The 25,624-nt window shown below is 64.8% G+C and carries 24 protein-coding genes; 8 read left to right on the top strand and 16 right to left on the bottom strand.

Going from position 1 to position 25,624, the window contains the following annotated elements; all coding sequences use genetic code 11:
• Positions 1 to 77: 77 nt before the first annotated feature.
• Positions 78 to 1,298, top strand: a complete 1,221-nt coding sequence (locus MMG94_RS00665; protein WP_016919535.1) for a TCR/Tet family MFS transporter — start codon at positions 78 to 80, stop codon at positions 1,296 to 1,298.
• Between the two features lie 10 nt (positions 1,299 to 1,308).
• Here MMG94_RS00665 and MMG94_RS00660 read toward each other — a convergent pair whose 3' ends face one another.
• The 3 genes from MMG94_RS00660 to MMG94_RS00650 form a co-directional block, all read right to left on the bottom strand.
• Positions 1,309 to 5,073, bottom strand: coding sequence for an AAA family ATPase (locus MMG94_RS00660; protein ID WP_016919536.1), 3,765 nt, complete (start codon positions 5,071 to 5,073; stop codon positions 1,309 to 1,311).
• Entirely contained in the window at positions 5,073 to 6,293 is a 1,221-nt protein-coding gene (locus MMG94_RS00655) for an exonuclease SbcCD subunit D (protein WP_016919537.1), read from the bottom strand. Before MMG94_RS00655 ends, MMG94_RS00660 begins: the two co-directional genes overlap by 1 nt.
• A gap of 90 nt (positions 6,294 to 6,383) precedes the next feature.
• On the bottom strand, positions 6,384 to 7,883 hold the full coding sequence (locus MMG94_RS00650) for an undecaprenyl-phosphate glucose phosphotransferase (RefSeq protein WP_016919538.1): 1,500 nt from the start codon (positions 7,881 to 7,883) through the stop codon (positions 6,384 to 6,386).
• Between the two features lie 402 nt (positions 7,884 to 8,285).
• Between MMG94_RS00650 and MMG94_RS00645 the strand changes: the two genes are divergently transcribed.
• Positions 8,286 to 8,804 (top strand): HNH endonuclease, encoded by a 519-nt coding sequence (locus tag MMG94_RS00645; RefSeq protein ID WP_016919539.1) that lies wholly within the window; start codon positions 8,286 to 8,288, stop codon positions 8,802 to 8,804.
• A 21-nt stretch (positions 8,805 to 8,825) separates the two neighbouring features.
• Positions 8,826 to 9,308, top strand: a complete 483-nt coding sequence (locus MMG94_RS00640; protein ID WP_040579137.1) for a hypothetical protein — start codon at positions 8,826 to 8,828, stop codon at positions 9,306 to 9,308.
• 13 nt (positions 9,309 to 9,321) lie between these two features.
• Here MMG94_RS00640 and MMG94_RS00635 read toward each other — a convergent pair whose 3' ends face one another.
• A complete protein-coding gene (locus tag MMG94_RS00635; RefSeq protein ID WP_016919541.1) occupies positions 9,322 to 9,921 on the bottom strand; it encodes a hypothetical protein in 600 nt (199 codons plus the stop codon).
• A 134-nt stretch (positions 9,922 to 10,055) separates the two neighbouring features.
• On the opposite strand from MMG94_RS00635, the gene MMG94_RS00630 reads away from it, so the two are divergent.
• The gene (locus MMG94_RS00630) at positions 10,056 to 11,243 is read left to right on the top strand and encodes a hypothetical protein (protein ID WP_016919542.1); all 1,188 of its coding nucleotides are present in this window, start codon (positions 10,056 to 10,058) and stop codon (positions 11,241 to 11,243) included.
• Between the two features lie 19 nt (positions 11,244 to 11,262).
• Here the strand turns inward: MMG94_RS00630 and MMG94_RS00625 are convergent, their stop codons facing one another.
• From MMG94_RS00625 to hemN, 6 genes are all read right to left on the bottom strand, one after another.
• Positions 11,263 to 11,559 (bottom strand): hypothetical protein, encoded by a 297-nt coding sequence (locus tag MMG94_RS00625; RefSeq protein WP_016919543.1) that lies wholly within the window; start codon positions 11,557 to 11,559, stop codon positions 11,263 to 11,265.
• The gene (locus MMG94_RS00620; RefSeq protein WP_016919544.1) at positions 11,556 to 13,415 is read right to left on the bottom strand and encodes a patatin-like phospholipase family protein; all 1,860 of its coding nucleotides are present in this window, start codon (positions 13,413 to 13,415) and stop codon (positions 11,556 to 11,558) included. The genes MMG94_RS00625 and MMG94_RS00620 overlap by 4 nt, the downstream gene beginning before the upstream one ends.
• A 90-nt stretch (positions 13,416 to 13,505) precedes the next feature.
• Positions 13,506 to 14,606: an ATP-dependent DNA helicase gene (locus tag MMG94_RS00615; protein WP_016919545.1), complete on the bottom strand. Its 1,101-nt coding sequence runs from the start codon at positions 14,604 to 14,606 to the stop codon at positions 13,506 to 13,508.
• A gap of 76 nt (positions 14,607 to 14,682) precedes the next feature.
• Positions 14,683 to 14,811: a hypothetical protein gene (locus tag MMG94_RS00610; protein WP_016919546.1), complete on the bottom strand. Its 129-nt coding sequence runs from the start codon at positions 14,809 to 14,811 to the stop codon at positions 14,683 to 14,685.
• Positions 14,812 to 14,963: 152 nt separating this feature from the next.
• On the bottom strand, positions 14,964 to 15,353 hold the full coding sequence (locus tag MMG94_RS00605; RefSeq protein ID WP_016919547.1) for a hypothetical protein: 390 nt from the start codon (positions 15,351 to 15,353) through the stop codon (positions 14,964 to 14,966).
• 34 nt (positions 15,354 to 15,387) lie between these two features.
• Positions 15,388 to 16,734 carry an oxygen-independent coproporphyrinogen III oxidase gene (gene hemN, locus MMG94_RS00600; RefSeq protein ID WP_026016180.1) on the bottom strand — a complete coding sequence of 449 codons (1,347 nt, stop codon included), beginning with the start codon at positions 16,732 to 16,734 and terminating at the stop codon, positions 15,388 to 15,390.
• 193 nt (positions 16,735 to 16,927) lie between these two features.
• Here hemN and MMG94_RS00595 point away from each other — a divergent pair, with 193 nt between their 5' ends.
• Complete coding sequence (locus MMG94_RS00595; RefSeq protein ID WP_016919549.1) at positions 16,928 to 17,296, top strand: hypothetical protein; 369 nt, start codon at positions 16,928 to 16,930, stop codon at positions 17,294 to 17,296.
• Positions 17,297 to 17,438: 142 nt separating this feature from the next.
• Here MMG94_RS00595 and MMG94_RS00590 read toward each other — a convergent pair whose 3' ends face one another.
• Complete coding sequence (locus tag MMG94_RS00590; RefSeq protein WP_040579140.1) at positions 17,439 to 17,795, bottom strand: hypothetical protein; 357 nt, start codon at positions 17,793 to 17,795, stop codon at positions 17,439 to 17,441.
• 174 nt (positions 17,796 to 17,969) lie between these two features.
• Between MMG94_RS00590 and MMG94_RS00585 the strand changes: the two genes are divergently transcribed.
• A complete protein-coding gene (locus MMG94_RS00585) occupies positions 17,970 to 18,635 on the top strand; it encodes a response regulator (RefSeq protein WP_026016182.1) in 666 nt (221 codons plus the stop codon).
• Here MMG94_RS00585 and MMG94_RS00580 read toward each other — a convergent pair whose 3' ends face one another.
• From MMG94_RS00580 to MMG94_RS00570, 3 genes are read right to left on the bottom strand one after another with little or no spacing between them, the layout of a single operon-like run.
• Complete coding sequence (locus tag MMG94_RS00580; RefSeq protein ID WP_016919552.1) at positions 18,636 to 19,133, bottom strand: Rab family GTPase; 498 nt, start codon at positions 19,131 to 19,133, stop codon at positions 18,636 to 18,638.
• On the bottom strand, positions 19,130 to 20,809 hold the full coding sequence (locus MMG94_RS00575) for an OmpA family protein (protein WP_081495629.1): 1,680 nt from the start codon (positions 20,807 to 20,809) through the stop codon (positions 19,130 to 19,132). Before MMG94_RS00575 ends, MMG94_RS00580 begins: the two co-directional genes overlap by 4 nt.
• Complete coding sequence (locus MMG94_RS00570) at positions 20,802 to 21,122, bottom strand: hypothetical protein (RefSeq protein ID WP_081495630.1); 321 nt, start codon at positions 21,120 to 21,122, stop codon at positions 20,802 to 20,804. The genes MMG94_RS00575 and MMG94_RS00570 overlap by 8 nt, the downstream gene beginning before the upstream one ends.
• Positions 21,123 to 21,440: 318 nt before the next feature.
• Here MMG94_RS00570 and MMG94_RS00565 point away from each other — a divergent pair, with 318 nt between their 5' ends.
• On the top strand, positions 21,441 to 21,836 hold the full coding sequence (locus tag MMG94_RS00565; protein WP_016919555.1) for an integration host factor subunit alpha: 396 nt from the start codon (positions 21,441 to 21,443) through the stop codon (positions 21,834 to 21,836).
• 104 nt (positions 21,837 to 21,940) lie between these two features.
• Here MMG94_RS00565 and MMG94_RS00560 read toward each other — a convergent pair whose 3' ends face one another.
• Complete coding sequence (locus tag MMG94_RS00560; protein ID WP_026016183.1) at positions 21,941 to 23,464, bottom strand: acetate--CoA ligase; 1,524 nt, start codon at positions 23,462 to 23,464, stop codon at positions 21,941 to 21,943.
• A gap of 160 nt (positions 23,465 to 23,624) precedes the next feature.
• Between MMG94_RS00560 and MMG94_RS00555 the strand changes: the two genes are divergently transcribed.
• Positions 23,625 to 24,515, top strand: a complete 891-nt coding sequence (locus tag MMG94_RS00555; protein ID WP_026016184.1) for a hypothetical protein — start codon at positions 23,625 to 23,627, stop codon at positions 24,513 to 24,515.
• A gap of 110 nt (positions 24,516 to 24,625) precedes the next feature.
• Here the strand turns inward: MMG94_RS00555 and MMG94_RS00550 are convergent, their stop codons facing one another.
• Entirely contained in the window at positions 24,626 to 25,558 is a 933-nt protein-coding gene (locus MMG94_RS00550) for a ribose-phosphate pyrophosphokinase (protein WP_420846606.1), read from the bottom strand.
• Positions 25,559 to 25,624: the final 66 nt, after the last annotated feature.

Raw genomic sequence — 25,624 nt, 5'->3', positions numbered from 1 at the left:
GCCACATTTACGCCGCCTTGCCCGACGTTCCCGATGCCGCTATCGGATGGTCGAGCTAACGAACTCCAGGGTCAGCCATGTCCACGACGCCCGTGCCTCGCCGAGAGGCGGCGTTCATCTTCATTCTCATCACCGTCGCGCTGGACATGCTGGCGCTTGGCGTCGTCATACCGGTGCTGCCCAAGCTCATCGTTCAGTTCGAAGGCGGGGATCTGCGCTCGGCCGCGCATGCTGTCGGCGTCTTCGGCTTCGCCTGGGCCGGGATGCAGTTTCTCTTCCAGCCGGTCCTCGGGGCCCTCTCCGATCATTACGGCCGCCGTCCCGTCGTGCTCGCCTCGAATCTGGGCCTCGGGCTCGATTACGTCTTCATGGCGCTCGCGCCTTCCCTGCCCTTCCTCTTCGTCGGGCGTCTCATCTCGGGCGTGACGGCGGCGAGCGTCGCGACGGCCAACGCCTATATCAGCGACATCACCCCGCCGGAGAAGCGCGCAGGCCGGTTCGGCCTGATCGGCGCGGCCTTCGGCCTGGGCTTCATTCTCGGCCCCGCCATAGGCGGCGCGCTGGGCGAACACGATCTGCGCTTCCCGTTCTGGGCCGCCGCCTTCTTCAGCCTCGCCAATTTCGTCTATGGCTGGTTCATCCTTCCCGAATCGCTCGCGCCCGAGAAGCGCACGGAAAAGGTCGTGTGGCGGAGCGCCAACGTCATCGGCTCCCTCAACTATCTGCGAACGCATCCGACGCTCGCCCTTTTCGCGCTCGCCCTCTTCCTCTCTTATCTGGCGCATGAGTCCCTGCCGGGGCTCTTCGTGCTCTACACGGAAGCCCGATATCACTGGGACGCCAGCACAACGGGCTGGGCGCTGGCGATTGTCGGCATATCGCAGACGGTCGTCTCTGGCGGCCTCGTGCGTCCCACGGTCGCGCGGCTGGGCGAGAAAACGACTTTCGCCATCGCGCTCGCCAGCGGCGCGCTCGGCTTTCTCGCTTACGCCTTCGCGCCGACGGGCGCGCTGTTCATGGCGGCGCCGCCCTTGATCGCGCTATGGGGCATGGCGAATCCTTCCTTTCAGGGCCTCGCGACGCGTCTCGCCGGCCAATCGGAGCAAGGCCGGCTGCAAGGCGCTTTCGGCAGTCTTCGCGGCGTTTCCGGCATGGTCGGACCGCTGCTTTTCACGCAGATTTTCGCGATGTCGCTCTCGCTCGATCTCTTTATCGGAGCCGGCTACTTCCTTGCGGGCCTGTTGCTTGCGGCCAGCCTCTTCATCGGGCTGAAGGCGATTGAAAAAGGATCGCGCTGACGCGTGGCCGTCAGTTGGGCGTCTGATCGCCGAGGCCCGGCGCGCGCAGCCGCACGCGGCTGAGGCCGCCGCCGCGCCGCTCGACGCAAATCTTGGCGGCGATCCGCGCCTGCATGGATTCGACGTGACTGATCACGCCGACCTTGCGCCCCTGCCCCTGCAGATTTTCCAGCGCATCGATCGCGACGTCGAGCGTCGCGGCGTCGAGCGCGCCAAAGCCTTCATCGATGAAAAGCGTATCGACGAAAGAATCGCGTCCCTCGAGGCCCGCGAGCGCGAGCGCCAGAGCTAGCGAGGCGAGAAACCTTTCGCCCCCCGACAGCGAGCGCGTCGAGCGGCGTTCGTCTCCAAGATCGCGATCGACAATCTGCAGGCCGAGCGATCCGATCTCCCCCGCGCGCTCGAGACGATAGCGCGGCGCCAGCAATGCGAGGCGCTGATTGGCGAGGGCGACGAGATGTTCCAGCGTGACGCTCTGCGCGAAGCTGCGAAACCTGTCTCCCTTCGCCGAACCGATGGCGGCGTTGACCTCGTCCCAGACCTTGAAAGCGGCGCGGTCGGCGTCGATCCGCGACGAAAGCTTGGCTGCGCGCCTTCGCGCGTCGTCGTCCGTGACCAATTCTTTTCGTAGCGCGCCGACCTGCTCTGCAAGGCTGGTCAGCGTTCCCGTTAACTCCGCCTCGCGCGCAGCCAGTGTTTCGCGCGGCGCTTCGGGAATTCCGGCCGCTTCCGCATCAACGACATCCTGCCGACGTTGCGCCGCCGCGACGCGGGCGCTGTTGACGGCCTCCTCCGCATTCTTGACAGCCCGCCGCATGGCGGTTGCGTCATCGGAGGGGATCGCAAGCAGGCCGGCCGCCGCCTCGTCGCCGAAACCGGTCGCCGCAAGGACGTCATTATATGCGCGCTCCCCCGCTTCGAGGGCCCGCTCCGCCATTCCGGCTTCCTCGACGGCGCCGACATGCGCCGCTTCCAAGGAAGCCCACAGACTGTCGGCGTCCGCCGCGGCCGCGCGCGCGCTTTCATGCGTCGCCCCAGCGACGCGGCGCCTTTCGTCATAGCGCCCGCGATGGGCGGAAGTCGCTTCGCCATCGAGCAAGCCCGCGCGCTCTTTCTGCAATCGCGCGAGCTCCGCCGCGCGTTTGGCTGTCTCTTGAGACGCGCGATCCGCCTGCTGCGACGCCGCGCCCTCATCTGCTACTAGCGCGGCGATCCTGGGAGCCAGTTCGGTCAGGCAAGCCTCGGCGCGCGTGAGCGCGTCGAACGCCGTGCGGTAGCGCGCCCCCGCTTCTTCGACGATCTTCCGCGCGCCGAGCGGATCGCGATCGAGGTCGCCCGCCGTAAGGTCGCATGGCGCGAGATAGGGCGCCAGCGAGCGGTCGAGCGAGTCGATGCGCGTCTTCGCGCCGTCGACCTTTTCCGCGAACCGCGCGCGCGCCTCTCCAGCGTTGCGCGACAGGTTCTCGGCCGCCTCGCGCTCGGCCTTGCGCGTATCGATCGCCAGGCGCTTGTCTTCGACAGCTTTGCGCAGAAGATCGATTTCCTTCCGCATCTCGCGTTCAGCCGCGACGATTTTCGCAAGCTCCCGCCGCTTGTCCGCGACCTCCTGCAAGACCCCGGCGACAGCGGGACACGCGCCTGCAATCTCTTTTGGGACGCCGCAATCGGGCGCTTTCAACAGAAGCGCCGCATAGCCTCGCGCCGCCTGCGCGGTGGCGGCGCGCGCCTCTTCGAGACGACTTGCGGCTTCGTCCCTCAGCGCGCGCGCCTTCGCCTCGCCAGCGGATGCGGCGGCGCTGTCCTTCTCGATTTGAGCGGCGGCGCGCCGCGCGGCGGCGCGTTTGTCGCGAAGCGACTCGATCAAGTCGCGCGCCGCTTCGCTCGAATGCGCGAAAGGATGATCGCGCCCGCCGCAGACGGGACAGGGCGCGCCGTCTTCGAGCGCCGCGCGCAGTTCGAGCGCCGACGCGGCTGCAGCGGCCTCGGCGAGCTCCCCGAGACGCTCGGCCTCTTCGCGCTGCGCGGCCTGCGCCTCCCGCGCGCGCGCAAGTTTTTCGATTTCGCGTGCGAGCGTAGCCGCTTCCAAATCGTGACGCTTGACTTCGGCATCCGCGCTTTCAGCTTTGCCGGCCGCCTTTTCATACGCCTCGGCGCAACCCGCCATCGCCTGCAAGGTCTCTTGAACCCGCGCCAGAGCCTCATCTTCGCGAGCGACAGTTTCGGCGTCCAGCGCCGCGAGCGCCGCCGCCCGCGCGCTTAGTTGCGTGGTTATCTGCGTCAGCGCTTCCCGATCCGCCTTGTCCGCCGCATCGAATGAGCGCTTGACGTCGTCAGCGCGCTGCAACTCGGCGAAAGCTTTTTCCAACCGAGCGGCCGCCTCGCGCTTTTCGGCCCCGACCTGCGCGCGCTTATCGAGCCAATCCGCGATCTCGCGCCGACGTTCGTTCACGGCCGCGAGCGGCGCGACCGACGCAAGTTCGGCGCGCGCCGCCTCGCGCCGGTCGGTCGCCTTTTCCTGCTCCGCTTTCGCCGCCAGGAGCGGCTGTCGCTTGTCGGCGAGCGCCGTGCGCGCATTCATGTCGGCTTCGGCCGCGCGCGCGACTTCCTCGGCCTTGACCTCGACGCGCATGTCGAGCGCTGCGGCTTCTTCCCATAACGGCAAGAGACGCTTGATCTCGTCATCGATGCTGGCGAGCGCTTCAGCGGCGCGGGCTGCGTCTTTTCGCGCCTCGTCGAGAGCGGCGCGCGCGGCTTCGGCTTTTTCCAACGCGCGCGACGCCGTGTCCCGCCTTGCGATGAGAGCATGCGCCGCGCGCCGCATCTCCTGACGCGGGGCGCGCAGCGGCTCGACGCGTTCGAGCTTTTCCAGGGTCTGACGTTCGACCGCGCGGGCGTTCCACGCGCCTTCCGCCAGCACGCGCGCCGCTTCCGCCTCCTCCAGCGCCTTCCGCGCTTGCGCGAGCGTTTCGATACGCCGCAACAATGCGCGCACGCCGCCGCATTCGAGCGCAAGAGCTTCGCGTTGCGCATCGATCTCTTTCAATTCGGAGAGCTTCGCGGCGCGCGCCTCATCGGGCATCACGCCGATTTCCTTGGCGCGCTCCTCCAACGCGGCGAGCGCGTTCCTGGCGTCGCTCCATCGCTTGTTGGCGCGCATCGACAGGACGCCGTAAATCTCGGCCCCGGTGATTTTCTCGAGCAGATCCGCGCGCTCCTTCGCGTCGGCGCGCAGAAAGGCGTCGAAATCGCCCTGCGCGAGCAATGCGGTGCGGCGGAACTGATCGAAAGTCAGATCGGTGAGTTCGACGATCCTGCCATTCACCAGATCGACGCCCGACTCGATCGCTTCGATCATCTCCCCGGAATCGTCGATACGCCAGAGACTGCGACCGCGCTTTTGCAGCCGTCCGGCGGCTTTGCCGCGTGCGCGCGCCAGATCGCATCTGACGCGGTAACGCTTTCCGTCGCGCGCGACGAAATCCGCCTCAGCAAATCCGCGCCCCGCGCCACGGCGCAGAATATTGGCGGGCTCCGTCGCGCTGACGGCCTCGCCGGAGGCGTCGGGCGCTTTTTCCTTCTGATTGCCTGCGGTCGCGCGCGGAAAATCGTCGTATAGCGCAAGGCACAGCGCATCGAGAATGGTGGATTTGCCCGCACCGGTCTCGCCCGTGATGGCGAAAAGCCCAGACGAACGCAAAGGCTCCTGTTCGAATTCTATTGCGAAGGGTTCGGCGAGACTTGCGAGATTCTCGCCCCGGATCGCGAGAATGCGCATCACTCCTCCTCCGAAAGCTGATCGAAGCGACGCAAATGTTCGTCGGAAGGCGCGACGCCATGCGTCGCCTCGAACGCCTCTCGAAAGAGGTCGAGCGGTTTGCGCTCGGCGAGGCGGACTGGCGCCGATTGCGGCGCCTCGGCGCGCTGCGGGCGCTCGACGGCGAGCGAGACGAGGCGCAGCGGGAATTTCTCGCAAATCGCGTCGATCTCCGCTTTCAGCCCGGCCGCCGCCCCGTCGAGCTTCACCGTGAGATGCACGAAAGGCTTGGCCTCGTCCGAAATCTGCGGATCGAGAGCGAGCGCGGCCAGCGCCGGTTCGATTTCCGAAATGGCGAGGGCGCCCTGCGCCGGAACGCGCAGATGCGCGACGCTGCGTTCGAAAGGCTCATGCTTCGCCGTCGCTTGCCCGCAAGCGCCGATCTCGACGATGGTCGCGCCATGCGCATAGCCGATTTCCGTCTTCGACATCGGAATGAGGGCGCCGCTATAGCGGATCGTCTCGCGCACGACCTTCTGCGGCTTGTGCAAATGCCCGAGCGCGACATAGGCCGCATCGGCGGGGAAAATGTCGGGCGGCGCGGCGTGCTCGCCGCCGACGAGAATACGGCGCTCGGCGCCTTCCGACTCCGTTCCTCCCGCGACGTGCAAATGTCCGGTGAGAATGAGCGGGCTCGCCCCGACGCGGGCGCGGGCGGCGTCGACCGTCTCCCGATACAGCCGTCGCACGCCCCAGACGATGGAGGAGCCCGTCACATCGGCGCCGGCGACAGGAAGATCCGCGGCGCGCGGATAGGGAACCGCCAGAATATGCGCGCCTGTGTCGCCGGCGGCGTCGCGGATCGGCAATAGATGAATGTCGAGATCGACGGCGCCGTCGCGGCGCGCAATGGCGCCGATGGATCGCACGCCGGCGAGCTCGAATAAGGCGCGCGGCGCCTCAAGCCGCCCGGCCGGATCGTGATTGCCGGCGAGAAGCGCGATCGTCGCGCGCGGACAGACGGCGCGCAAATCGCGCAGCGTATCGTAGAGGAGGCGCTGCGCTTCCGCGGACGGATTGAGGCTATCGAATATGTCTCCGGCGACGATGACGGCGTCCACGTCCCGCGCCCTGGCGAGAGCGACGAGCTGTCGCAGCGCGGCGCGATGCTCCGCCTCGCGCGACCAGCCTTGCAGCGCGGCGCCCAGGTGCCAATCGGCGGTGTGAAGGATACGAATCACGGCCCGGGCAGTAAGCAGCAGACGGCGGGTTCGAAGCAAGCGATACGCAACGCGCTTGCCCCTCGCCCGCCGCCGCCGGCCCCTCAGCCGTCAAACCGCGTTACGATACGCCTTACGCGAGAATACGGTGAGGAACATGATGGCGATGTCGAAGAGCATCGACCAGTTATCGATATAATAGAGATCGTGCTCGACTCGTTGTCTGATCTTCTCGGGCGAATCGATCTCGCCGCGCAGCCCGTTCACCTGCGCCCAGCCGGTGATGCCCGGCTTGACGTTATGGCGGCGCGCATAGAGCGCGATGCGTCGCTCGAAAAGCTGGTCATGCGCCACCGCATGCGGCCTCGGGCCGACGAGCGACATGTCGCCGCGCAGCACGTTGAAGAGCTGGGGCAGCTCGTCGATATTGTAGCGGCGCAGGAAGCGGCCGATGCGCGTCACGCGCGGATCATTCGCGGTGGCCTGTTTCATGTGACGATCGTCTTCCATCGTCTTCATCGTACGGAATTTGACGATGCGGAAAGTCTCGCGATTGAAGCCGTAGCGGCGCTGAAGGAAGAGCGCGGGCCCCTTGCTTTCGAGCCGGATGAGCAGACCGCAAAGCAGGAGAAGCGGCGAGAGCAGAAGCAGCGCCGTGGCGGACGCGACGATGTCGAAGACGCGCTTGGCGGCGATCTCGACCAGATTGAGCGGATGGCCCGACAGGCTGAGGCTGGAAATGGCTCCGACCTTGTCGATTCGCGCATCCACGAAGCGGTCGAGCACGCGCTCAGGCCCGAGATGGATGCGCGCTGGCATATGGAGGAAGGCTGTCACGCACTCGTCGATGACGTCGGTGCGCGACCAGGGCGTGAGGATGAAGATGTCGTCCGGCCGCAACATGCGCGCCGACGCAACCGCCAGCGCGAGATCGTCCGTCAATGTCTGCTCGCTGTCGCGCAGCACGACGGAGGCGACGACATTCATGCCGCAGGTCCATGGCTTGTAGCGATAGGTGAAAACCTTGATGTCCTGCTCGAAACCCACCAGGAAGAGCCGTCGCGCGGAAACGCCGCCCGTCTCGGCGCTGGCGCGGACGAAATGGCAAAGCGTCGCGCGCTGCGCCAGAATTGCCGCTATGCCGGCGGCGGAAGCGAGCACGAAGGCCGCGCGGGACGTGTCCTCGGTCGTCTTGGTGAGAAAGCCGATCGCGAGCGCAAGCAGGCAGACCAGGGTCCAAAGACCAAAGCTGCGCCATCCGTGACCGCGCAATTGAAGGTAATTCGCAAAGGAATATTCTTGGCGCATCGCATTGGCGAGCAGGAAGATCGCAGCGGCGATGAGGCTCGGCTGAAGATTGGCCGCGGTCAGGCCGTTCCAGCTATAGGCGGCGACATGATAGGCGAGTTGAGCGACGACCGCGGCAAGCATAATCGCGAGAAAATCGAGCGCGGCGGCGAGAATCGAAAAAGACAGGCGCAGCAGCGCCGTATTTCGTCTGGGACTCCAAGTCTGGGCGTGCCGTCCGCTGTTTTCGTTTGACCGTCGACCTCTTGAAATCGTTGGTTCCGCGTGCGCGGCGTCCGGCGGATAGTCGAATTGATGGGACAAGTCCTGTCTCCCGATCGAACCCGCCTGTGCCAATACGGCACATGGCCGGTCCGCCATTCATCCAGTTCGCTCGTTGCTGCAAGTCACAGGCCCTGGACTTCCTTGATGCGGCGAAAAAGCCGACTCATGGGGGCGTCGCTCAAATCAACTGGAAAACTGACCTGTAACTATCTAGAAATAAAGGAATATCTATATTGGCGCCGGAAGTCGAAAATTCCTTTGAAACGGCCTGTCCGGGCGTCTTCACAAGCGCGTCATCCTCCCTGTAAAATATCCAGAGTCGCAAAAGGCCGGGTTGGACCTTGGCGCGGTCCATCAGGCCCTTCTCGAAACCGAGAGGCTGGCAGGGTGACCGCTCACTTTAGACAACAGAATGTTTCGCCGCAGGCATGTCCCGCGCTTGTGCTGAATGCGGATTATAGGCCGTTGAGCTACTACCCGCTTTCATTGTGGGGTTGGCAGGACGCGATCAAGGCGGTCTTCCTCGATCGGGTCAATATTGTTTCGGAATATGACAAGACCGTCAAAAGTCCGAGTTTCGAGATCCGTCTGCCCTCGGTTGTTTCGCTGAAGGAATATGTAAGGCCGGCCCGTCAGCCGGCCTTTACTCGTTTTAACGTCTTCCTGCGCGACCGCTTCACCTGCCAATATTGCGGCGCCCATGACGAATTGACCTTCGACCACGTCATCCCGCGCTCGAAAGGCGGCGCGACCACATGGGAGAATGTCGTCGCGGCCTGTTCGCCCTGCAATCTGCGCAAGGGCGACCGGCTTCCGCATGAGGCGCATATGATGCCGGCGCAGACGGCCTATCAGCCCAGCATCGCGGATCTGCATCGCAACGGCAGGCTGTTCCCGCCGAATTATCTGCATGAAAGCTGGATGGATTACCTGTATTGGGATTCTGTGCTCGAACCGTAAGCCGGGCGCAAATGAGGGATGATGCTGCGCCGGTTGATCGTCATGTGCTTCGGCTTCGTCATCGCGGCGGGCGCCGGCGCGATTTTTCTCGTCGTCTCGGCGCTCTTCGACACCGCGACGCGTGAAGCGGGGCTGGCCGCCGTCGTCGCGGGACTTTTCGCGGTCTTCGACGCAGCGGCGAATGAAGGCGATCCCGAGCAGGCTTTCGCCACGCTGAGCTTTATAATCTGGGCGGTGATCGTCGCGACATGCGCCGCCCCGCTCGCGGTCGCCGCGCTGGTGGGCGAAGCCGCGGGCGTACGGTCCTTCATTTGGTATTCCGGCGTCAGCGGCGTGCTGGCGGGCGCCTCGCCCTGGATCGTGCGCGCCGCGAAAGGACTCGGGCGCGCCCAGCAGATCAATGAAGCCGAAAGCCGCCTGGCGCTTCTTTTCTTTCTCACCGGCGCGCTGGCCGGCGCCATCTACTGGCTCATCGCCGCGCCGCGAAAACGCGAACAGAGCTGAGAGATACGCAACGTCAGAGACGCTTGCGCCGCATGCCTTTGACGCCGGCGTCGCTATATTGCCAATAGGCGAAAACCATGCCCGTCAGGAAGACGCCGGCGAGGATCGCCGTGGCGTAGAACTGCAGCCATCCGCCCACCGTGAAACCGAAGCGCGTGGTGCGTTTTGCGCCCGACGACTCGGTGACGGAGATGAAGGCGGCGTAATTGCCGCTCTCCTCGAAGACATGCTCGACCGGCGCGGCGCCGCCGGGATAAAGGCGCGGCGCGAAATAGGCGACGGTGAAGGGCGCAAGATCGTCCTCTTCGGAAAGCGGTCCGCGAGGCTCCTTCACGATGCGCACCTCGATCGGCAGTTCACGCAAGCGTTCGGCGATAAGGTCGATCGTCAGGATGATTCGTCCGGTCGCCGGGAACTCGCCGCAGTAGCGGTCGCGGGAGCGATCGGGCATGTAGGATACGATGCCGATGAGGTCCGGCCCGATCGAAATCTCGCACTGGTCCCTGATCGTCGACGCTTTATCCATGCTGATGGCGCGCGCCGCCGAGGGCGCGAGAAGCGCGACGAAAAGAGCGGCGCAGGAAACACGCGCCAGCGAACGAAGCAAAGACATGCGAATTCTCCAACCTGCGGCCGGGCGCCGCCCCGACGGGATCGCCGACGCGTTGGCGCTCAAATCCCCGGTTTTTCCCGGCTTTGCAAGGGGTCAGGATTGACGCGCCCGGAGGGAAGTGCTCTTAACCGATCATGGCTGACTACTATTCATTGATCTCCCGCGCCATTGCCGCTCTTCCGCAACAGACGCCCGAGTCCAGGCAAGTGGTCTACGAGCGTGCGCGCAAGGCGCTGTTCAGCCAATTGCGCGGCATTCAGCCGCCGGTCGCGGAAGCCGACATCGCCGCCGAGGGCCGCGCGCTCGAAGAGGCCATCACCCGCGTCGAGATTGAACTCGCGGCGAAAAATTCCTCCGGCCCAAGAGCCGGATCGGCCAAGGCGGAATCGTCCGCGAGCGCGGCGGTGAAGCCGCCGGCGCCGCCGGAATTGCCGCCCGGCGAGCGCAGCGCCGAGGACGCCTGGCGCGAAACCCTCGCCGAGACGGAAAGCGACGCGCCCGCGCGTGAGCCGCAACGCCCCGCTGCGCCCTTGCCGATGCCGCCCAAATCGCGCCGCCCGCCGACCCGCATCATCGCTCTTGGCGCCGTTCTCGTCGCCCTGATCGCGGTGGTCGGCGCGCTCGCCTGGTATCTGCGCGAGCGGCCGGAAGACCTCGCCAAGCTGAAACCCGAGGAATCGGGCCCCGCCGAATCGGCTGACGCCGGCAAGTTCGGCGACCGCGTCGAGGGCGGGTCGGCCGCCTCCGCGCCAGTGTCCGGCAAGCGCGCGACGTCGGTGCCGGTGGCGCAGAAGGCCGAAATGTGGGTCGCCTCGCTCCAGGAGCCGGACAAGGTCGACCGCATCTATAACGGAACGGTCGTCTGGCGGCTGGAGAATGTCGGCGGGCCCGGCCAGCCGGTCGGCTCCGCCATTCGCGGCGATATCGACATCCCGGACGGCAAGATGAAGATGACCTTGCTGTTCCAGAAGAACAATGACGCAACCCTGTCCGCGTCGCATACGATCAACGTCTCCTTCAAGCCGCAATCCGGCGGCCCGCTGGGCGGCGTGAAAGCCATCGGCCCGATCCAGATGCGCCGCGCCGACGCGCAATCGGGGGAGAAAGTGGCGGGCATTCCCGTCCCGATCACCGACAATAATTTCCTCATCGGCCTGATGCGCGGCGATCGTGAAGCGCGCAACATTCAGTTGCTCCGCTCGCTTGCCGTGATCGATCTGCCGCTCCAGCTCTCGGACGGCCGCTCGGCGACCATCAATATGGAAAAGGGCCCTGCGGGCGAACGCGTCTTCTCCGACGCTATCGACAATTGGGGCAAATAAGATCGGCGCAAGTAAAAATTCAGACGAAGGCAAGCCGGTAGACATAGGAATTCGCGCCCTTCCGGCTCACCCAATCGCATTCCGGCGGCGTCGCGCCTTGGTCCTTGATCGCGATGTCCCACGGCCGGCCCATCAGCGATTTGTCCGTCGCATCCCAAACGATCCAGCCGAAATCGCGGTCCCGCAAGATCCAGACGTCCTTATCCGCGCGCTTGTAGCGCGCGGCTCCGTCTTCGTCCGCCGAGGCGGGAAGGAAGCGATAGACGGCGCCGTCGGCGTAACGGCGCATTTCCACGACGCGCTCGGACAGGCTCAATTGCTCCCATTCGATCTCGAAGCCGGCCCGCCATCCGACGAACCCGGCAACCGACCGGCTTGAAGAAAAATCTTATTGAAGATCTTGAGATGCACAAACGCCGCCGCCGCGCCCAGAAGGCCGGGAATGTAAAACACGCCGACCAAAAACTTGTTGTCGCCGCGACGGTATTTGCGGATGAAGTCGAAAAATTTGAGCGCCGCGGGCTTGTCGTCCATGCCCATGACGATTGCGTAGAGCGCGGCGCCGATCAGCGCGAAGGGCAGAACCGAATACAGGAAATCCTTGACCAGGAAACGATACGCGGCTTCGACCCAGTCGAAATAGCGCCACAGCAGCAGCAGAACCGGCGCGACGATCATGAAACTATAGACGCCGGCGCGGACCGGATCGGCGTAAAAGGACTTGAAGAAGAGATATTTCCCATCGAGCAGCCGCGACAGCAGCAGCGTCTTGTCCGTCTCGACAATCTGGCGGATCGCGAGAAACCGCCACGGCTCCCTCGGCGTTCCGCCGGGCGCGCCCGTTCCGAGTCCGCAGTTATTCTCGGCCCGCTGCAAGAAGTAATCGCTCAGACAATAGCCGTCGTACATCAGCGTATAGGCTTCCATGTCCGAAAACGAGTCGAGATCGGTGCGGATATTGGAGAGGGCGTAGACCAGCCCGTCATCCTTGCCATTGCATTGATCGACAGGCCCAGGCAAAGGCGGATAGCCGCTATTGCCGCTGAACGCGTCACGCAAATGGAAAAAGACGAATTTGCCGCCGCCGGGGCGCGTGCGGAGGCTGTCGAAGCATTCTGCGCGAACGCGCGTCATCAATATGTCGTTGGCGCGCGTCGCGACCGGCAGCAGCTGCGTCCCCGGCGTGCGATTCTCGTCGAGCTGTCCGCAGGCGTCGCTGCAAATCATATAATCGCAATTCTCGGACAGCAGCGCCTCGACGCCTTGATTATCGTAAACGCCGCCATCGACCAATTCGACGACATAATCCTCGCCATTCGGTCCCGGCGGATAGAGATCGTGAATGGCGAGCGGGGTGAAGACCGCAGGCACGCAGGCCGAGGCCGCGACCGCTTCGGCGAGCCCGATCTCCTTGAGCTTATCCTGCTGCTTCTGCGTCAAGGTCGTATCCGAATATTGGATCAGCCGCAGAGGTTGGATCGTATCGATCGAATCCGGGGAAGCGACCTCGCCGAGCTGGACAGCCGTGAACACCCAGCGGCCGCCCGTATTCAGAGAAGTGGCGTTGATGTTCAGAATCGGTATTTTATATGTCGCGGCGTCATTATAGGCGCGCACGTCGAAACCCGGCTGCATGCCGACGGGGGTGATCAGCAAATCCGGCAGCGTGATCTTGCGGGCGGGGTCGCTCGAGAATCGTCGATAGAAGCACTCGTCGTAAACTTCCGCGATGCGGTCGCTGCGCGAATAGTCGTCGGAGAAAATCATTTTTGCATTGGCGACGGGATCGACCAATGCGCGCATACGCACATTCGTCTGTACGCAAGCGAGGAATTCCCGCTCGATCTCGCTCACAATGTCGACATAGGCCTGGGACGATGGCGCGACGGCTTGTCCATCCGAACCCTTCCGCCGCCCTTCGAGAAGCTCCTTCACCTTGAGATAATAATAGGCGCCAACGATCGAGCCGCCCGAAACGGTCGACAGCACTGAGACGCTCCGCAGCAGATCGAGTTCCGCCAAACGCGCCAGGACGCCGATGTGAAAAAGCGAGGCGCGGAAACCTCCGCCGGAAAGCGCAAGCCCCAAAGTCTGCTTTGGCTCCAGGCTCCAAATTGCGGGGATACAGGCGCCCCCACGCGACGAGACGACTTCAATCTGATCCTCGGACATGGAAAAACCTCCATCAATAAAACGACATATTTGAATTTTGCCCCCGCGCGCCCGGTTTGACAACCGGGGCGCGCGGGGCTGGAAACAACCTCACATCACGAGAGTCAGCTTCTGCGCCGCGCGCGTCACGCCGGTATAAAGCCAGCGCGCGCGATGTTCGCGAAAGGCGAAGGACTCGTCGAAGAGCGTTACATTATCCCATTGCGAGCCCTGCGCCTTGTGCACGGTGAGCGCATAGCCGTAATCGAACTCGTCTGAATCCTTGCGCAGCGCGTAAGGTATCTCGCCCTCGCCGCCCTCGAAGAATTGCGGAATGACGGAGACGCGCTGATATTTTCCCGCCTCGCCTTCTTCCGGCATGACGAGCATTCTGATTTTGCCGCGCCGCAGCGCGCCGGCGCTTTTCACCGTGAAAAGCGCGCCGTTGAGCAGGCCTTTTTTACGATTGTTGCGCAGACAAACGAGCTTCTCGCCCGATTGCGGGAACGGCCCGGCGGTGAAGCCCCTCAATTCGCGCAGCCGGTTGTTGTAAGCCCGGCGCGTCTTGTTCATGCCGACGAGCACCTGATCCGCGCCGGTGACAAGCTTCGGATCGAGCCCGTCGCGGCCAACGATACGCGTCTCGCCATAGACGCCGCGCGCCAGCGCCCCGCCTTCGCGGATCGTCATGGAGAGACGCACGATCGGATTGTCCGCCGCCTGCCGGTGCACCTCGGTGAGCATCACATCGGGCTCGGCCTCGGTGAAGAAGCCGCCGCCCTTCACCGGCGGCAATTGCGCCGGGTCTCCAAGCACGAGGACTTTCTTGCCGAAAGAAAGGAGATCGCGGCCGAGTTCCTCGTCCACCATGGAGCATTCGTCGATGACGATGAGCTTGGCGTGCGCCGCCTCGCTGTCGTCATTGAGCACGAAGGAAGGCTCCTCCGTCTCGGAATCGGTGGCGCGATAAATGAGGCTGTGGATCGTCCGCGCATCCTTGCAGCCCTTGGAGCGCATGACGAGCGCGGCCTTGCCGGTGAAGGCGGCGAAGGCGACGTCGCCATCGACATGCTCGGCGAGATGCAGCGCAAGCGTCGACTTACCGGTTCCGGCATAGCCGAAGAGGCGGAATACCTGCGGCCCGCGCGGCTTGGCGAGCCACTCGGCGACGGCGTTCAGCGCATTGTCCTGTTCGGGCGTCCAGACGGGCATGTGTCCCCATGATCGAATCGGGAACATGCACGATGGCGAAAGGCGCCCGCCGCCACAAGTTCGGCCGCAATCCTTGTTACTGGCCGAGCTGCGCCAGGAGGCTCAGTTTTTCGTAAATATTGACGACGGCGAGCAGCATGAGGACCCAGATTGCGATCCAGAGCGCGACAAATTTGGGGTTGTTGAGCAGTTCCTTCGCTTCCATCACACCCTCCATGAGCGCCGCCCTTCTTGCGTCGACATGACGCCGAAAGACGTGAGCCGACTGTCATTTGCATTGATAATGCTTCACCAGCCGGCTCTTGCGTCGAAACAGTCGGAAATTCGCTGGCGGACGCCTAAAAAAGTCGATCGAAATCACGCGCTGAGGCCGCCGAGAAGCAGAACGGCGCCGAGAAGCGCGGAAACGAGGGCGTAAAGGGGAAGCTGTTCCCGAAAGCGCATGCGCTCGACCATGCGCCGCAAAAAACCTGTCGGAAGGAACATGGTCGCGGCGCCGCTGGCGAGCCCGATCCAGCCCAGCGCCGAGACCAGCGACGCCAGCCAACCGTCCCAGCGATTATGCGCGGAAATGACGGCGAGGCCGAAGACGAGGCGCAGCACGCCGATCATCGACTCGAAAACGGGATCGTTGGAGATGCGGTCGATGAGGCCCAGCGCGGCTTCACGCCGGAAGAAGAGCCAGGCTCCGGCGAGGATCGCATAGGCGCCGATGAATTTGGCGAAAAAGGCCGTCAGCGGCGTCATCCGCCCCTCCGTGACAGCCCCTCCCCCGAGACGCTCACACCGCGGCGGAATGGCGCGCGGCTGACTGGTCCAGATAGGCGTCGAAAGCCGCGGCGGCAAGGCGGACGAAAGGCCGGCCGCGCTCGGTGACCGTCACCCGGCGGTCCACGACCTCGACGACGCCGTCGCGCTCGAGCGCTGAAAGCGGAAGGCGCGCCTCGTCGAAAGCCTCGACATGGAAGCCATGCTCCAACGCGATCGCGCCGAAATCGACCGTGAAATCGCACATGAGCCGCTCGATCAGGTCGCCCCGCGCCAGATCCTCTATGGAAAAGGCGAGGCCGCGCGTGACCGGGAAACGATCGTCCTCGACGGCGCGGCGCCAGCCCGCAAGGTCGGTGGCGTTGCCGACGAAGCCCTGCGGCAGCCGGCCGATGGACGAGACGCCGAAGGGAAGAAGCGCCGTGGCGCTGTCGATCGTATAGCCCTGGAAATTGCGACGCATGCGCCCATCGCGCGCGGCGACGGCGAGGGGATCGTGAGGGCGCGCGAAATGGTCGAGCCCGATCGCCTCGAAACCCGCGCGCTCCAAAGTCCTGCGCACCGCGGCGGCCTGGGCGAGGCGTTCGGCCGCGCCGGGAAGAGCGGCGGCGTCGATGAGCTTCTGGTTCGCCTTGAACCAGGGGACATGGGCGTAGCCGAAGACGGCGAGCCGCTGCGGATCGAGCGAGGCGGCCATGGCGGCCGTGCGTTCGACGTCGGCCACGCTTTGATGCGGCAGGCCGTACATCAAATCGAAATTGATCGCGGCGACGCCCGCGCCGCGCACCATCGCGACGGCGCGCTCCACGATTTCGAAAGGCTGAACGCGGCCGGCCGCTTCCTGGACATGGGCGTTCAGATCCTGCACGCCGAAGGAAACGCGATTGACGCCCGCTTGCGCCAACGCCTCGACCATTTCCGCGTCGAGTATGCGCGGATCGAGTTCGATGGCGTGTTCCGTCTCGCCCGTGACGCCAAAGAGGTCGCGCATCCGGCCGATGATCTCGCCAAAGCGCGCCGGCCCCAGAATGCTCGGCGTGCCGCCGCCCCAATGGATGCTCGCGACGCTGCGCGCCGGCGTCGCCTGCGCCGTCATCTCGATTTCGCGCAGAAGCGTTTCCTTATAGGCCGTGAGCGGCGCCTCCTGACGCACGGCCTTGGTGTGGCAGCCGCAATAGGAGCAGATCGTCCGGCAGAAGGGGACGTGGAAATAGAGCGAGAGCGACGCGTGCGGATCGAGCGCGGACAGCCAGTGCCGCATTTCGGCGTCGCCGATCTCCTTCGAAAAATGCGGGGCTGTGGGATAGCTCGTGTAACGCGGCGCAGAGCGTTCGGCGAGGGCGAGTGCGGCCGGGTCCATAAGGCGAGACTCCCTGAGAACGTATTCCACGCGGACCTTAAAGCGCGAGCCGGCGCCGCGCAAAAGGTCTCGCTGCTACACATTACCGCGCCCTGGAAGAAAATCGGCCCGCTCCGCCCGCAAACGCGCTTGGCCCCAAAGCGTGAAAAGGGCAAACTGATGGCGATTCTATGGATCCTTGGAGCAAGCGTCGATGTCGACACCTATCCCGCGCGCGCAAAGACGCCGACGCCCGGACATCATCACAGCCGCTTTCGCAACGCTTCTGCCGGCCGCCGGCGCTTTCGCCGCGGGCGACGCCGGTCGTTACGGCATATTGCGCGACGACAAGGACACGGGCTGCATGCTCACGCTCATGGGCGGGGGCCGCGCGCAACTCGCCCCCGCCTGCCGCGACAATGGCGTCGTCGTCTTCGATCCGGTGCGCTGGTCGATCGACCGCGGCAAGCTCGTACTCGTCGCAAGGAAGGGGCACAAGGCGCATTTCGAGAAGGATTCAAACGGCTTCTGGCGCCGGGACGCGAGCGAATCGAAATCCGTTCTCGCTTTCAAGCCGATCTGACGAAAAGCCTCCCGGATCGCTCCGGGAGGCTCGTTATCCGCCGCCACGCGAGAGGGGCGGGAGGGCGACGGCGGAAACGCTGGAGATACGCGGACGCTACGAAACCCTGGGAGGCGTCGGGGAGGACGTCTTTGATTTCCAGCTATTCGCAGACCTGCGCCCGCCGATAGGCGACGACATTGCCCCAGTCGTCCGCGACTGGGCGGTCCACGAAATAACAATCGCCATAAGCGCCATACCCCGGACCATAGGCCGGCTGAGAAGCCGCGCCGGCGACCGCTCCAAGGGCGAAGCCGCCAAGCGCCGCGGCGGCGGCCGCGCCGCCATTGCCCCAGCCGCCATTGCTCCAGCCGCCATTGCCCCAGCCGCCATGATAGCCCCAGCCGGAACGGCCCCATCCATGGCCCCAATCGCCCGCGGCGGCAGGCGACGCGAGGCTCGCGCCGAGCAGGCCCGCCATAGCGGCGACCGTGATCGCGTGTCGGAGATTAAGGCCCATCGGACGCTCCCTTCGCTCGAGGCTGCCGCCAATTGGCGTCATTGCCCGGATCATCGCTCCGCTTCCCTGAACGTGACGTGGCTGCGCCGTTCATCCTGCAGTCAGGTTTTGCGCCCCTGGACGCCAGCGCCTATGGTGCCCGTGAGCTTGGGGAAGATTGCGGGGGGACGCGCTTTGAGCGATCGGGAAAAGATACGCCTCGTGATCGCCGAGGATCAGACGGTGATCCGCAAGGCGCTCTCGGCGCTATTGGCGTTGGAAGAGGATATAGACGTCGTCGCCACCGCGGCGGACGGCGAACAGGCGGTCGCCGCCGCCCTCACCTACGCGCCCGACGTTATTTTGATGGATCTCAAGATGCCGCGTATGGACGGCGTCGCGGCCACCCGCGCCATTCTCGCCAAGGCGCCGCAGACGCGCGTCGTCATGCTGACGACCTTCGACGCGGACGAACTCGTCTTCGAGGCGATTTCGGCCGGCGCTTCGGGCTATCTCCTCAAGGAGGCGGAAGAGAGCGAAATTCTGGCGGCCATCCGCGGCGCGGCGAGCGGCGAGCCCCGTCTGTCGCCCAGCATCGCCTCAAAGATTCTGGCCGAGTTTCGTCGGGTGAAGACATATGTGAAACCGGCGGCCTCTCCCGGCGTCGAGGACGAGGAGCCGCTGACAGATCGCGAAAAAGACGTGCTGGCCCATGTCGCCGCGGGCAAAGGCAACCGCGAGATCGCAAAAGAAATGGGACTGGCGGAAGGGACAGTCAAAAACCACGTCTCGACGATCCTCGCCAAGCTGCATCTGCGCAGCCGGACGGAACTCGCTATCCGGGCGCTCTCGGAGCGCTGATCAGGACCGCCGCCAGATCGTCCGCCCGAGCGCCAGAAACATCTCTTCCACGCCCTGCCCGGTCTTGGCGCTGGCGTAGACGACATCCATATGCGGCGCCGCTTCTCCGGCGAGGCGGAACTCCGGGACAAGGTCAATCTTGTTTACGATTCCACAGACGGGACGGCCGGGAAAACGCTCTTCGAACCTGGCGACGAGGCCCGCCATCTTGACGAGCGTCGCCGGCCGGGTGGCGTCGGCGACGACAATCGCGGCCGACGCGCCGGCAAGATAGACGGTCTCGAAAATCCGCACGCCGAAATCGCCGTCCGTGTCCCAAAGGACAAAGCGCAGCGTCGCGTTCTCCGCCTCCGGGCCAAGCGCGACGTCATGGGTGAGGACGTCGACGCCGATCGTCGTCTTGTAGTCGCTCTCGAAGCGATCGAAGACGAAGCGGCGCGCCAGCGACGACTTGCCGACGCCGATATCCCCCAGCAACATGACTTTCGCCGATATCATCGCACGTCGAACTCCCCGGCATAGGGCAGTTCGAAGGAGACGCGGCGGCTGCGGATGGTGTCGAGGGCCGAATCCGCGATGGGGTTGAGGGTCGAGCGCGAGACGAGGGCGAGCCGGCTTCGGGGCACGCCGCGCTCCACCAGCATGGCGACGATTTTGTCCGCGCGCTTGCGGGAAGCGGACCGGCTCGAAACCGTCGCGCCGACATCGTCGGCATAGCCGACGACGCGCAGACCGCTATCGCTCTCCTTGAGCAGCGTCGCCAATTGGTCCAGCCGCGCGGCGGTCGCGCCCGGGTCGATCAGCGTGTCGGAATCCGAGAAGAACACAGCGAAATTCTCGACGAAACGCCGCAGCTTCGCGCGCGGCGCGTCATGCTCTTGCGTCAGACGTTCGAGCGTCGCTCGCGCCTCTTTCAATTCGCCCCGCAGCGCCTCGATCTGCGATTGCGCTTCCTGCAGCGTCGCGGCGGCGCGCGTCTCGCCGGCGCGCAGATCCTGAGCGGTTTGCGAGGCGAGCGCAACGATCTGGATTTCCCGTTCGACGCGGTAAGGTGATGCGTGAGAGACGGCTTCGGCGATTGCGAGCGGCTCGGTCTCATTGGCCGCCAGCCCGCGCAGAACGACGCGGCCGCCTTCAGGATCGATGACGAGGCGCAACGGATATTGAGCGAGCGCGGGATGCGCCGCCATCGCTTCGTCATAAGCGCCGAGAATGCGCCATTCGCGATAAGCGTTCACGGCGGGCTGCCAGCTGAACCAGACGATGAGCCCCGCCACGACGGCGCCGAAGATCATCACCGGCGTCTTGCTCTTTGGCTTGGCGGGGGCCGCGAGCGCGCCGTTCAGCAACCCGCCGATCGCGTCGGGCGTGCACGACGCCTCGTCCTTTTCGTGCATCTCCACGATGGAAAGGAAAGCCTCGTCCAGCCGCCGCTCATTCTGGCCGGACAGCTCCCCGCCGAATTCGCCCGCGACGATGACCTGCGGCGACGCGCGCAGAAAAACCTTGCCCGCCCCCATGTCGAGCATGCGCAATTCGCCGCCCTTGTCGGCATACACCTTCGTGGCGAATTCGGTGATGGCGGCGATCATGCCGCTTTCGAGGTCGGCGTTGCCGCCTTCCGCGCCGTCTTCCTTCACGGGCCAGATGGCGAGAAGCCGCCCGCTTCCGCGCTCGAGAAGCAAGGCGCGCTTCAGACGCCCCGCCTCGGCCTCGGCGAGGGCGACCTCCGCCATGCTGCGGCCGGTCGCCATGGCGCGCATCCGCAAACGCCATGAATTGGCGGAGACGAGCGCGTCTATGCGCGTATTGAGACTCTCCACGAGGTCTCGAAAGGCGCCCGCCACGGCAGCGGTCACGAGACGGCCCATGATGGGATAGAGCGCCTCCACCATCATGTCCTTGGAGTTCCTGATCTCCGACCGGATGATGGAGACCACGGACGGCGCGAGCGCGTTGCTGAGGTCGCGCGGACGCTTCTCTTCGGCGTGTTTGAAGGCGTCGACAAGGGCGTCGCCGGTCGAGATCGAAAACTTGCTCTCGTCGCCGAGGCGCGTATCGAGCCTTTCGACGCGCTCGGCCGTCTGGTCCAGTCGGCGCGCGGTGTCGCCGAGCAGAAGCGCCTTGATCTTCTCGAACGCCTCCGCGCCGCCGGACGTCGACATGTCAGACATCGCGCTTCTCGCTCATCGCCTTGAGCCGCTCTCCCAATTCGGAGAGAGCGTTTCCGATCGTCATCAGCGATTCCGCCTGGCTCTTTTCGGCCTCGCGCGCAATCTGCAGGAGACGCGCGTCGAGCGCCTCAACTTGCGCGGCAAAATCTTTCTGAAAAGTCTCCAGTTTTTGTTCAAGGCGAGCAAGTTCTTTTCCGGTCTCGCGATGAGTCGCGCCGAAGAGGAGCTCGCGCATCTGCTCCATCGGATCAAAAATTAGGCTGATCGGCGTAACATCTAGTTTATGCTTTTCTTCTTGGTCGCCCTTGTCCATCCCGTTTCCCTTAAAACCGTGCGTTTTCGTGACCAGGAGACCTTAAGTTTCAGCCGGCTATAACTGGTTTTATAGCACGCGCGCCGTCCGAAAACGACAGGCCAATGACAAAAGTCACTGGCGCAAGGTGACCATCAGCACTGTCGCGGTGGGCACGGAGCGCGCAACTTCCACAATATTCCGGCGCCCAAAGAGTTTATCGAACAGGAGCGGGCGCGGAGCAGAAAGATTTCAGGCGCTCGGACAATGTCGACTCCGGATAAAAAAACGTCAATTGAGCACAGTGGCGCAGGGGCCGCAGCGGCGGAGCGCGGGGCGTTGACGCGTCAGGCGATCGCGCTCGCCATCTTCGAGCGCGTCAGCGGCATTTCGCGCCGCGAAGCCAAGCGGCTGACGGACTGCGTGATCGACGAGATGGTCGAAACGCTGGTTTCCGGAGAGACGTTGAAACTCCACGATTTCGGCTCCTTCGTCGTTCGCGAGAAGCACGAGCGCGCGGGCCGTAATCCGCGCACCGGGGCTCCCGTGGCGATCGATGCGCGGCGCGTCGTCGTCTTCAAGGCCTCGCCGAACATGAAGGCCTCGATCAATGGGGAGGCTCCCGCGCCCGGCGGGAAACCCAAACGCGCTCGCAAGCGCGCGCCGGAGAAAGACAGCTCCGGCTCCAGTTCCGACGACCGACATGCGATCGAGCGGACCCTGGTCAAAGCGTAATATATTCGTTCGCTCTGCCCGGCGAACGGATATGGAGGCTCGGTCGCGCATCATTGCCCCGACGCGCGATCGAGCCTTTCTTTTGCTTGAAGCGGCTCCACGATCTACGGCAAGGCCGCGCGCATCAGTTTCCCGTTGGCGTTGCGCGGCAGCGCGTCGAGAAAGACGACCGCGCGCGGACGCTTGTAGGCTGCGAGATGCGCATGGCAATGAGCGAGGATCGCCTCCTCGTTCTTGGGCGCATTGTCCCTCATGACGACATAGGCCTTGATGATCGTCGTATCGGAGTCGCGTCCCGGCCGTTCCGCCGCGGCGGCTTCGGCGACATGATCGAAGGCGAGAAGGCATTTCTCGACTTCCGCCGGCGACACGCGATAGCCGCCCGCATTCATCACTTCGTCGGCGCGGCCGTGATGATGCATGTAGCCTTTCGCGTCAAAGGCGACGAGATCGCCCGACACGAACCAGTCGCCCCGAAAAGCGTCGCGCTCTTCGTCGGGCCGATTCCAATATCCGAGCATCAGTCCGGGATCGTCGCGCCGCACGGCGAGCACCCCTGTCTCGCCCGGCGGCAAGGGCGTCTCGCCGCCCTCCTGCGGCAAGGCCGCGACCACCCTGCCCGGCTGCGGGCGCCCCGGAGAGCCAGGATGAACGGGCGTGGTCGGGCCGCTCGAAATGAAAGTCGAACATTCGCTCATGCCGAAGGCTTCGAAAATCTCCTTGCCGGTGCGGGCTTTCCACTCCGCGAGCAACGCCGGCGGCAGGGCCGCGCCGGCCGAAAGCCCATGGCGCAGGCTGGACAGGTCGGCCTGTTCCGGCGCGCCATATTTCAACATCTGCCGATAGACGCCTGGCACGCCCGCGAAAACGCTCGCCCGATGTTCGGCGATGAGCCGCGGCCAGACATTCGGATCGGGGTGGCCGTTGTAAAGCACGACGGAGCCGCCGGCGGATAATGGATCGACGATCCCGACGCCGAGCGTGTAGGTCCAGTTGATCGCCCCCGCATGCAACATCACGTCGCCGGGGCCGAGCCCCGTCCAATGCGCGCGCATCGGCCGGCGGCCCCAGGCGGCGCGGTGGGCGTGGAGAACGCCTTTCGGGCGGCTGGTCGTGCCGGAGGTGTAGACGAGATAGGCTGGATCATCGGCCGCCGTGTCGGCGTAGTCTTCGAGCGGGGCGCTTTCGGCAAGGCGCTCCAGATCGGGTCCCCGCAAGATGATCGCGCTTCCCTCATGCGCCTCCTTCTCGAAGGCCGCGCCGAGCGCCAGCACGGAGGCCCCGCAATCCTCGAGCAGGAAGCCCGCCTCCTCGAAAGTCAATTGCGAGGAAGCGAGCAGCGCGACGTAACCCGCCGCGATCGTGGCGAAATACGCCAAAGCTGCATTGGCTTCATTGCCCATGCGGATCATGACCCGCGCGCCGGGCGCGAGCCCCAGCGACCGCAGGCCCGCCGCAAGGCGCCTGACTTTCAGATCGAGCTCCTTATGCGTCCACCGCATCGGGCCCGCGTCGCCGACGACCGTGATCGCGGTCTCGTCGGGGCGCAGACGGGCGTTTTCCGCCAGGCAATAGCGGGAGAGGTTGAAGCGGGCGGGAACGGGTTCGCGGATCGTCTGATCGGTCATGCCCGCGCTTTTGGCGCCCGCGCGGCGCGAGGGCAAGGGCCACGAGCGGGCGACGAACGCACGGCGTTAACTCCGCGTCAACCATGCAAGGAAGCGTCGCTTTTGCAATGAGAATTATCCGTCAAACTTTCCTCAAATCGATTCCATTCGGAGTGCGGCGGTGGCGAAGAAGAAATCTCAATCCTCCCGGGGCGCGCGCCCTTCCAAGGCGACGAAAAGCGCGCCGTCCAAGGGTTCGTCCAACGGCTCATCCAAGGGGCTGATCCTGGCGCTCGGCGTCGCGATCGCCGGCGGCGCGGGCTTCTTTCTCGGCAAAAAAGGCGAGTTGGGCGGCATGAATGTCGCGGCGCTCCTCGGCTCCGAGAAATCCGGATCCGCGACGAAGGCGGCCTCCGAGTCGAAAAGCGCCGACGCGCCGCGCGTGAAGTCCGCCGACAAGGTCGGATTGGCGCGCCTCCTGAGAGGCGATGACGGCAAGACGGCGTCGAAAGAGGCGAAATCCGCCGATGCGCGGGACGCCGACCCGAAGCCGCCGGCCGACATTCCGATCCCGCCGGCCAAACCCGAACTCGCCAAAAGCGAGGCCTCGAAGCCGGACGCCCGGCAGGACGCCGCCAAGCCCGATGCGCCGGAAAAGCCCGTCGTCGCCAAGGCCGAGGCGCCCGAGCAACCCGCGCCTCTCGCTTTCGCCCTTCTCGACCGGGAGGTCGTGCAGGGCGCGGAAGACGGCGAGCGGGTGACGCTCTCCCTCAATTTCGAAAACCTCGCCGGCAAGCCGATCCGCGCCTTCGAGGGCGTGATGAAGGTTGCGGACCAGCAGGACAACAACATCTACAGTTCGACGATCTCGGTAAGCGCGCTCATCTCGGAAGGCGGGGCGCTGCATTGGGATCAGCATGTCGATGCGAAGAAGCTCGACGGCAAAGGCAAGCGCCTCGTCTCGGAAGACAAGTCGAACCTGCGGGCAATTTTCCTTCTTAAAAGAATTTTCTTCGTCGACGGCAGCGTGCAGAAATACGCCATGCCGCCGCGGGCCGCGCAGGCGGGATGACGAGCTGCGCTTTCGACGAAGGGAACGGTGAACAGGGCGACGATTGGACCGGAATCCGACGTCGCCGAGACGCCGGGCTTATGAAGCCTCTTCGTCGCCGCTCGCGCCAATCAGTCGAACAGGCTCGACACGCTTTCCTCGCGGGCCGTGCGGGCGATCGCTTCGCCGATGAGCGGGCCGATGGGGATCACGCGGATATTGTGGGCGGCCGTCACCCCGTCCGTCTCGCGGATCGTGTCGGTGATCACCAGCTCCTTCAGTTTCGACGCGGCGATGCGCGCGCAGGCGGCGCCGGAGAGCACGCCATGGGTGATGTAGGCGTGGACCGACTCCGCGCCGGCGGCCAGCAGCGCCTCCGCGGCGTTGCACAGCGTGCCGCCCGAATCGACGATGTCGTCAACCAGGATGCAGTTGTGCCCGCGCACGTCGCCGATGATGTTCATCACCTCGGACTCGCCGGCGCGCTCGCGGCGCTTGTCGACGATCGCCAGCGGCGCGTCGATGCGCTTGGCCAAGGCGCGGGCGCGCACCACGCCGCCGACGTCCGGCGAGACGACCATGACGTTCTTCAACTGACGATGCGCCTTGATGTCGGCCACCATGACCGGCGCGGCGAAGAGATTGTCGGTCGGAATGTCGAAGAAGCCCTGCACCTGTCCGGCGTGGAGGTCGACCGTCAGCACGCGGTCCGCCCCGGCGCGGGTGATGAGGTTGGAGACGAGCTTGGCCGAGATCGGCGTGCGCGGACCTTGTTTGCGGTCCTGACGGGCATAGCCGAAATAGGGGATCACCGCCGTGATGCGGCGGGCCGACGCGCGGCGCAGCGCGTCGATCATGATCAGAAGCTCCATCAGATGGTCGTTGGCCGGGAAGGAGGTGGACTGGATCACGAAAGTGTCCTGCCCGCGCACATTCTCCAAAACCTCGACCCAGATCTCCTGATCGGCGAAGCGGCGGACATGCGCCCGGCATAGCGGGATGTTGAGATGCGCCGCTATGGCCTCCGCGAGCGCCCGGTTCGAGTTGCCCGCCAGAAGTTTCATCGCCGCCATCGCTGGTCCCCACACCCCGCTACAGTTTGCGGCGTCTTAGCAGCCATGCGGCCAAGG

The organism is Methylocystis parvus OBBP (genome assembly GCF_027571405.1).
GTDB lineage: Bacteria > Pseudomonadota > Alphaproteobacteria > Rhizobiales > Beijerinckiaceae > Methylocystis > Methylocystis parva.
This window is presented reverse-complemented; position numbering and strand designations above follow the sequence as displayed.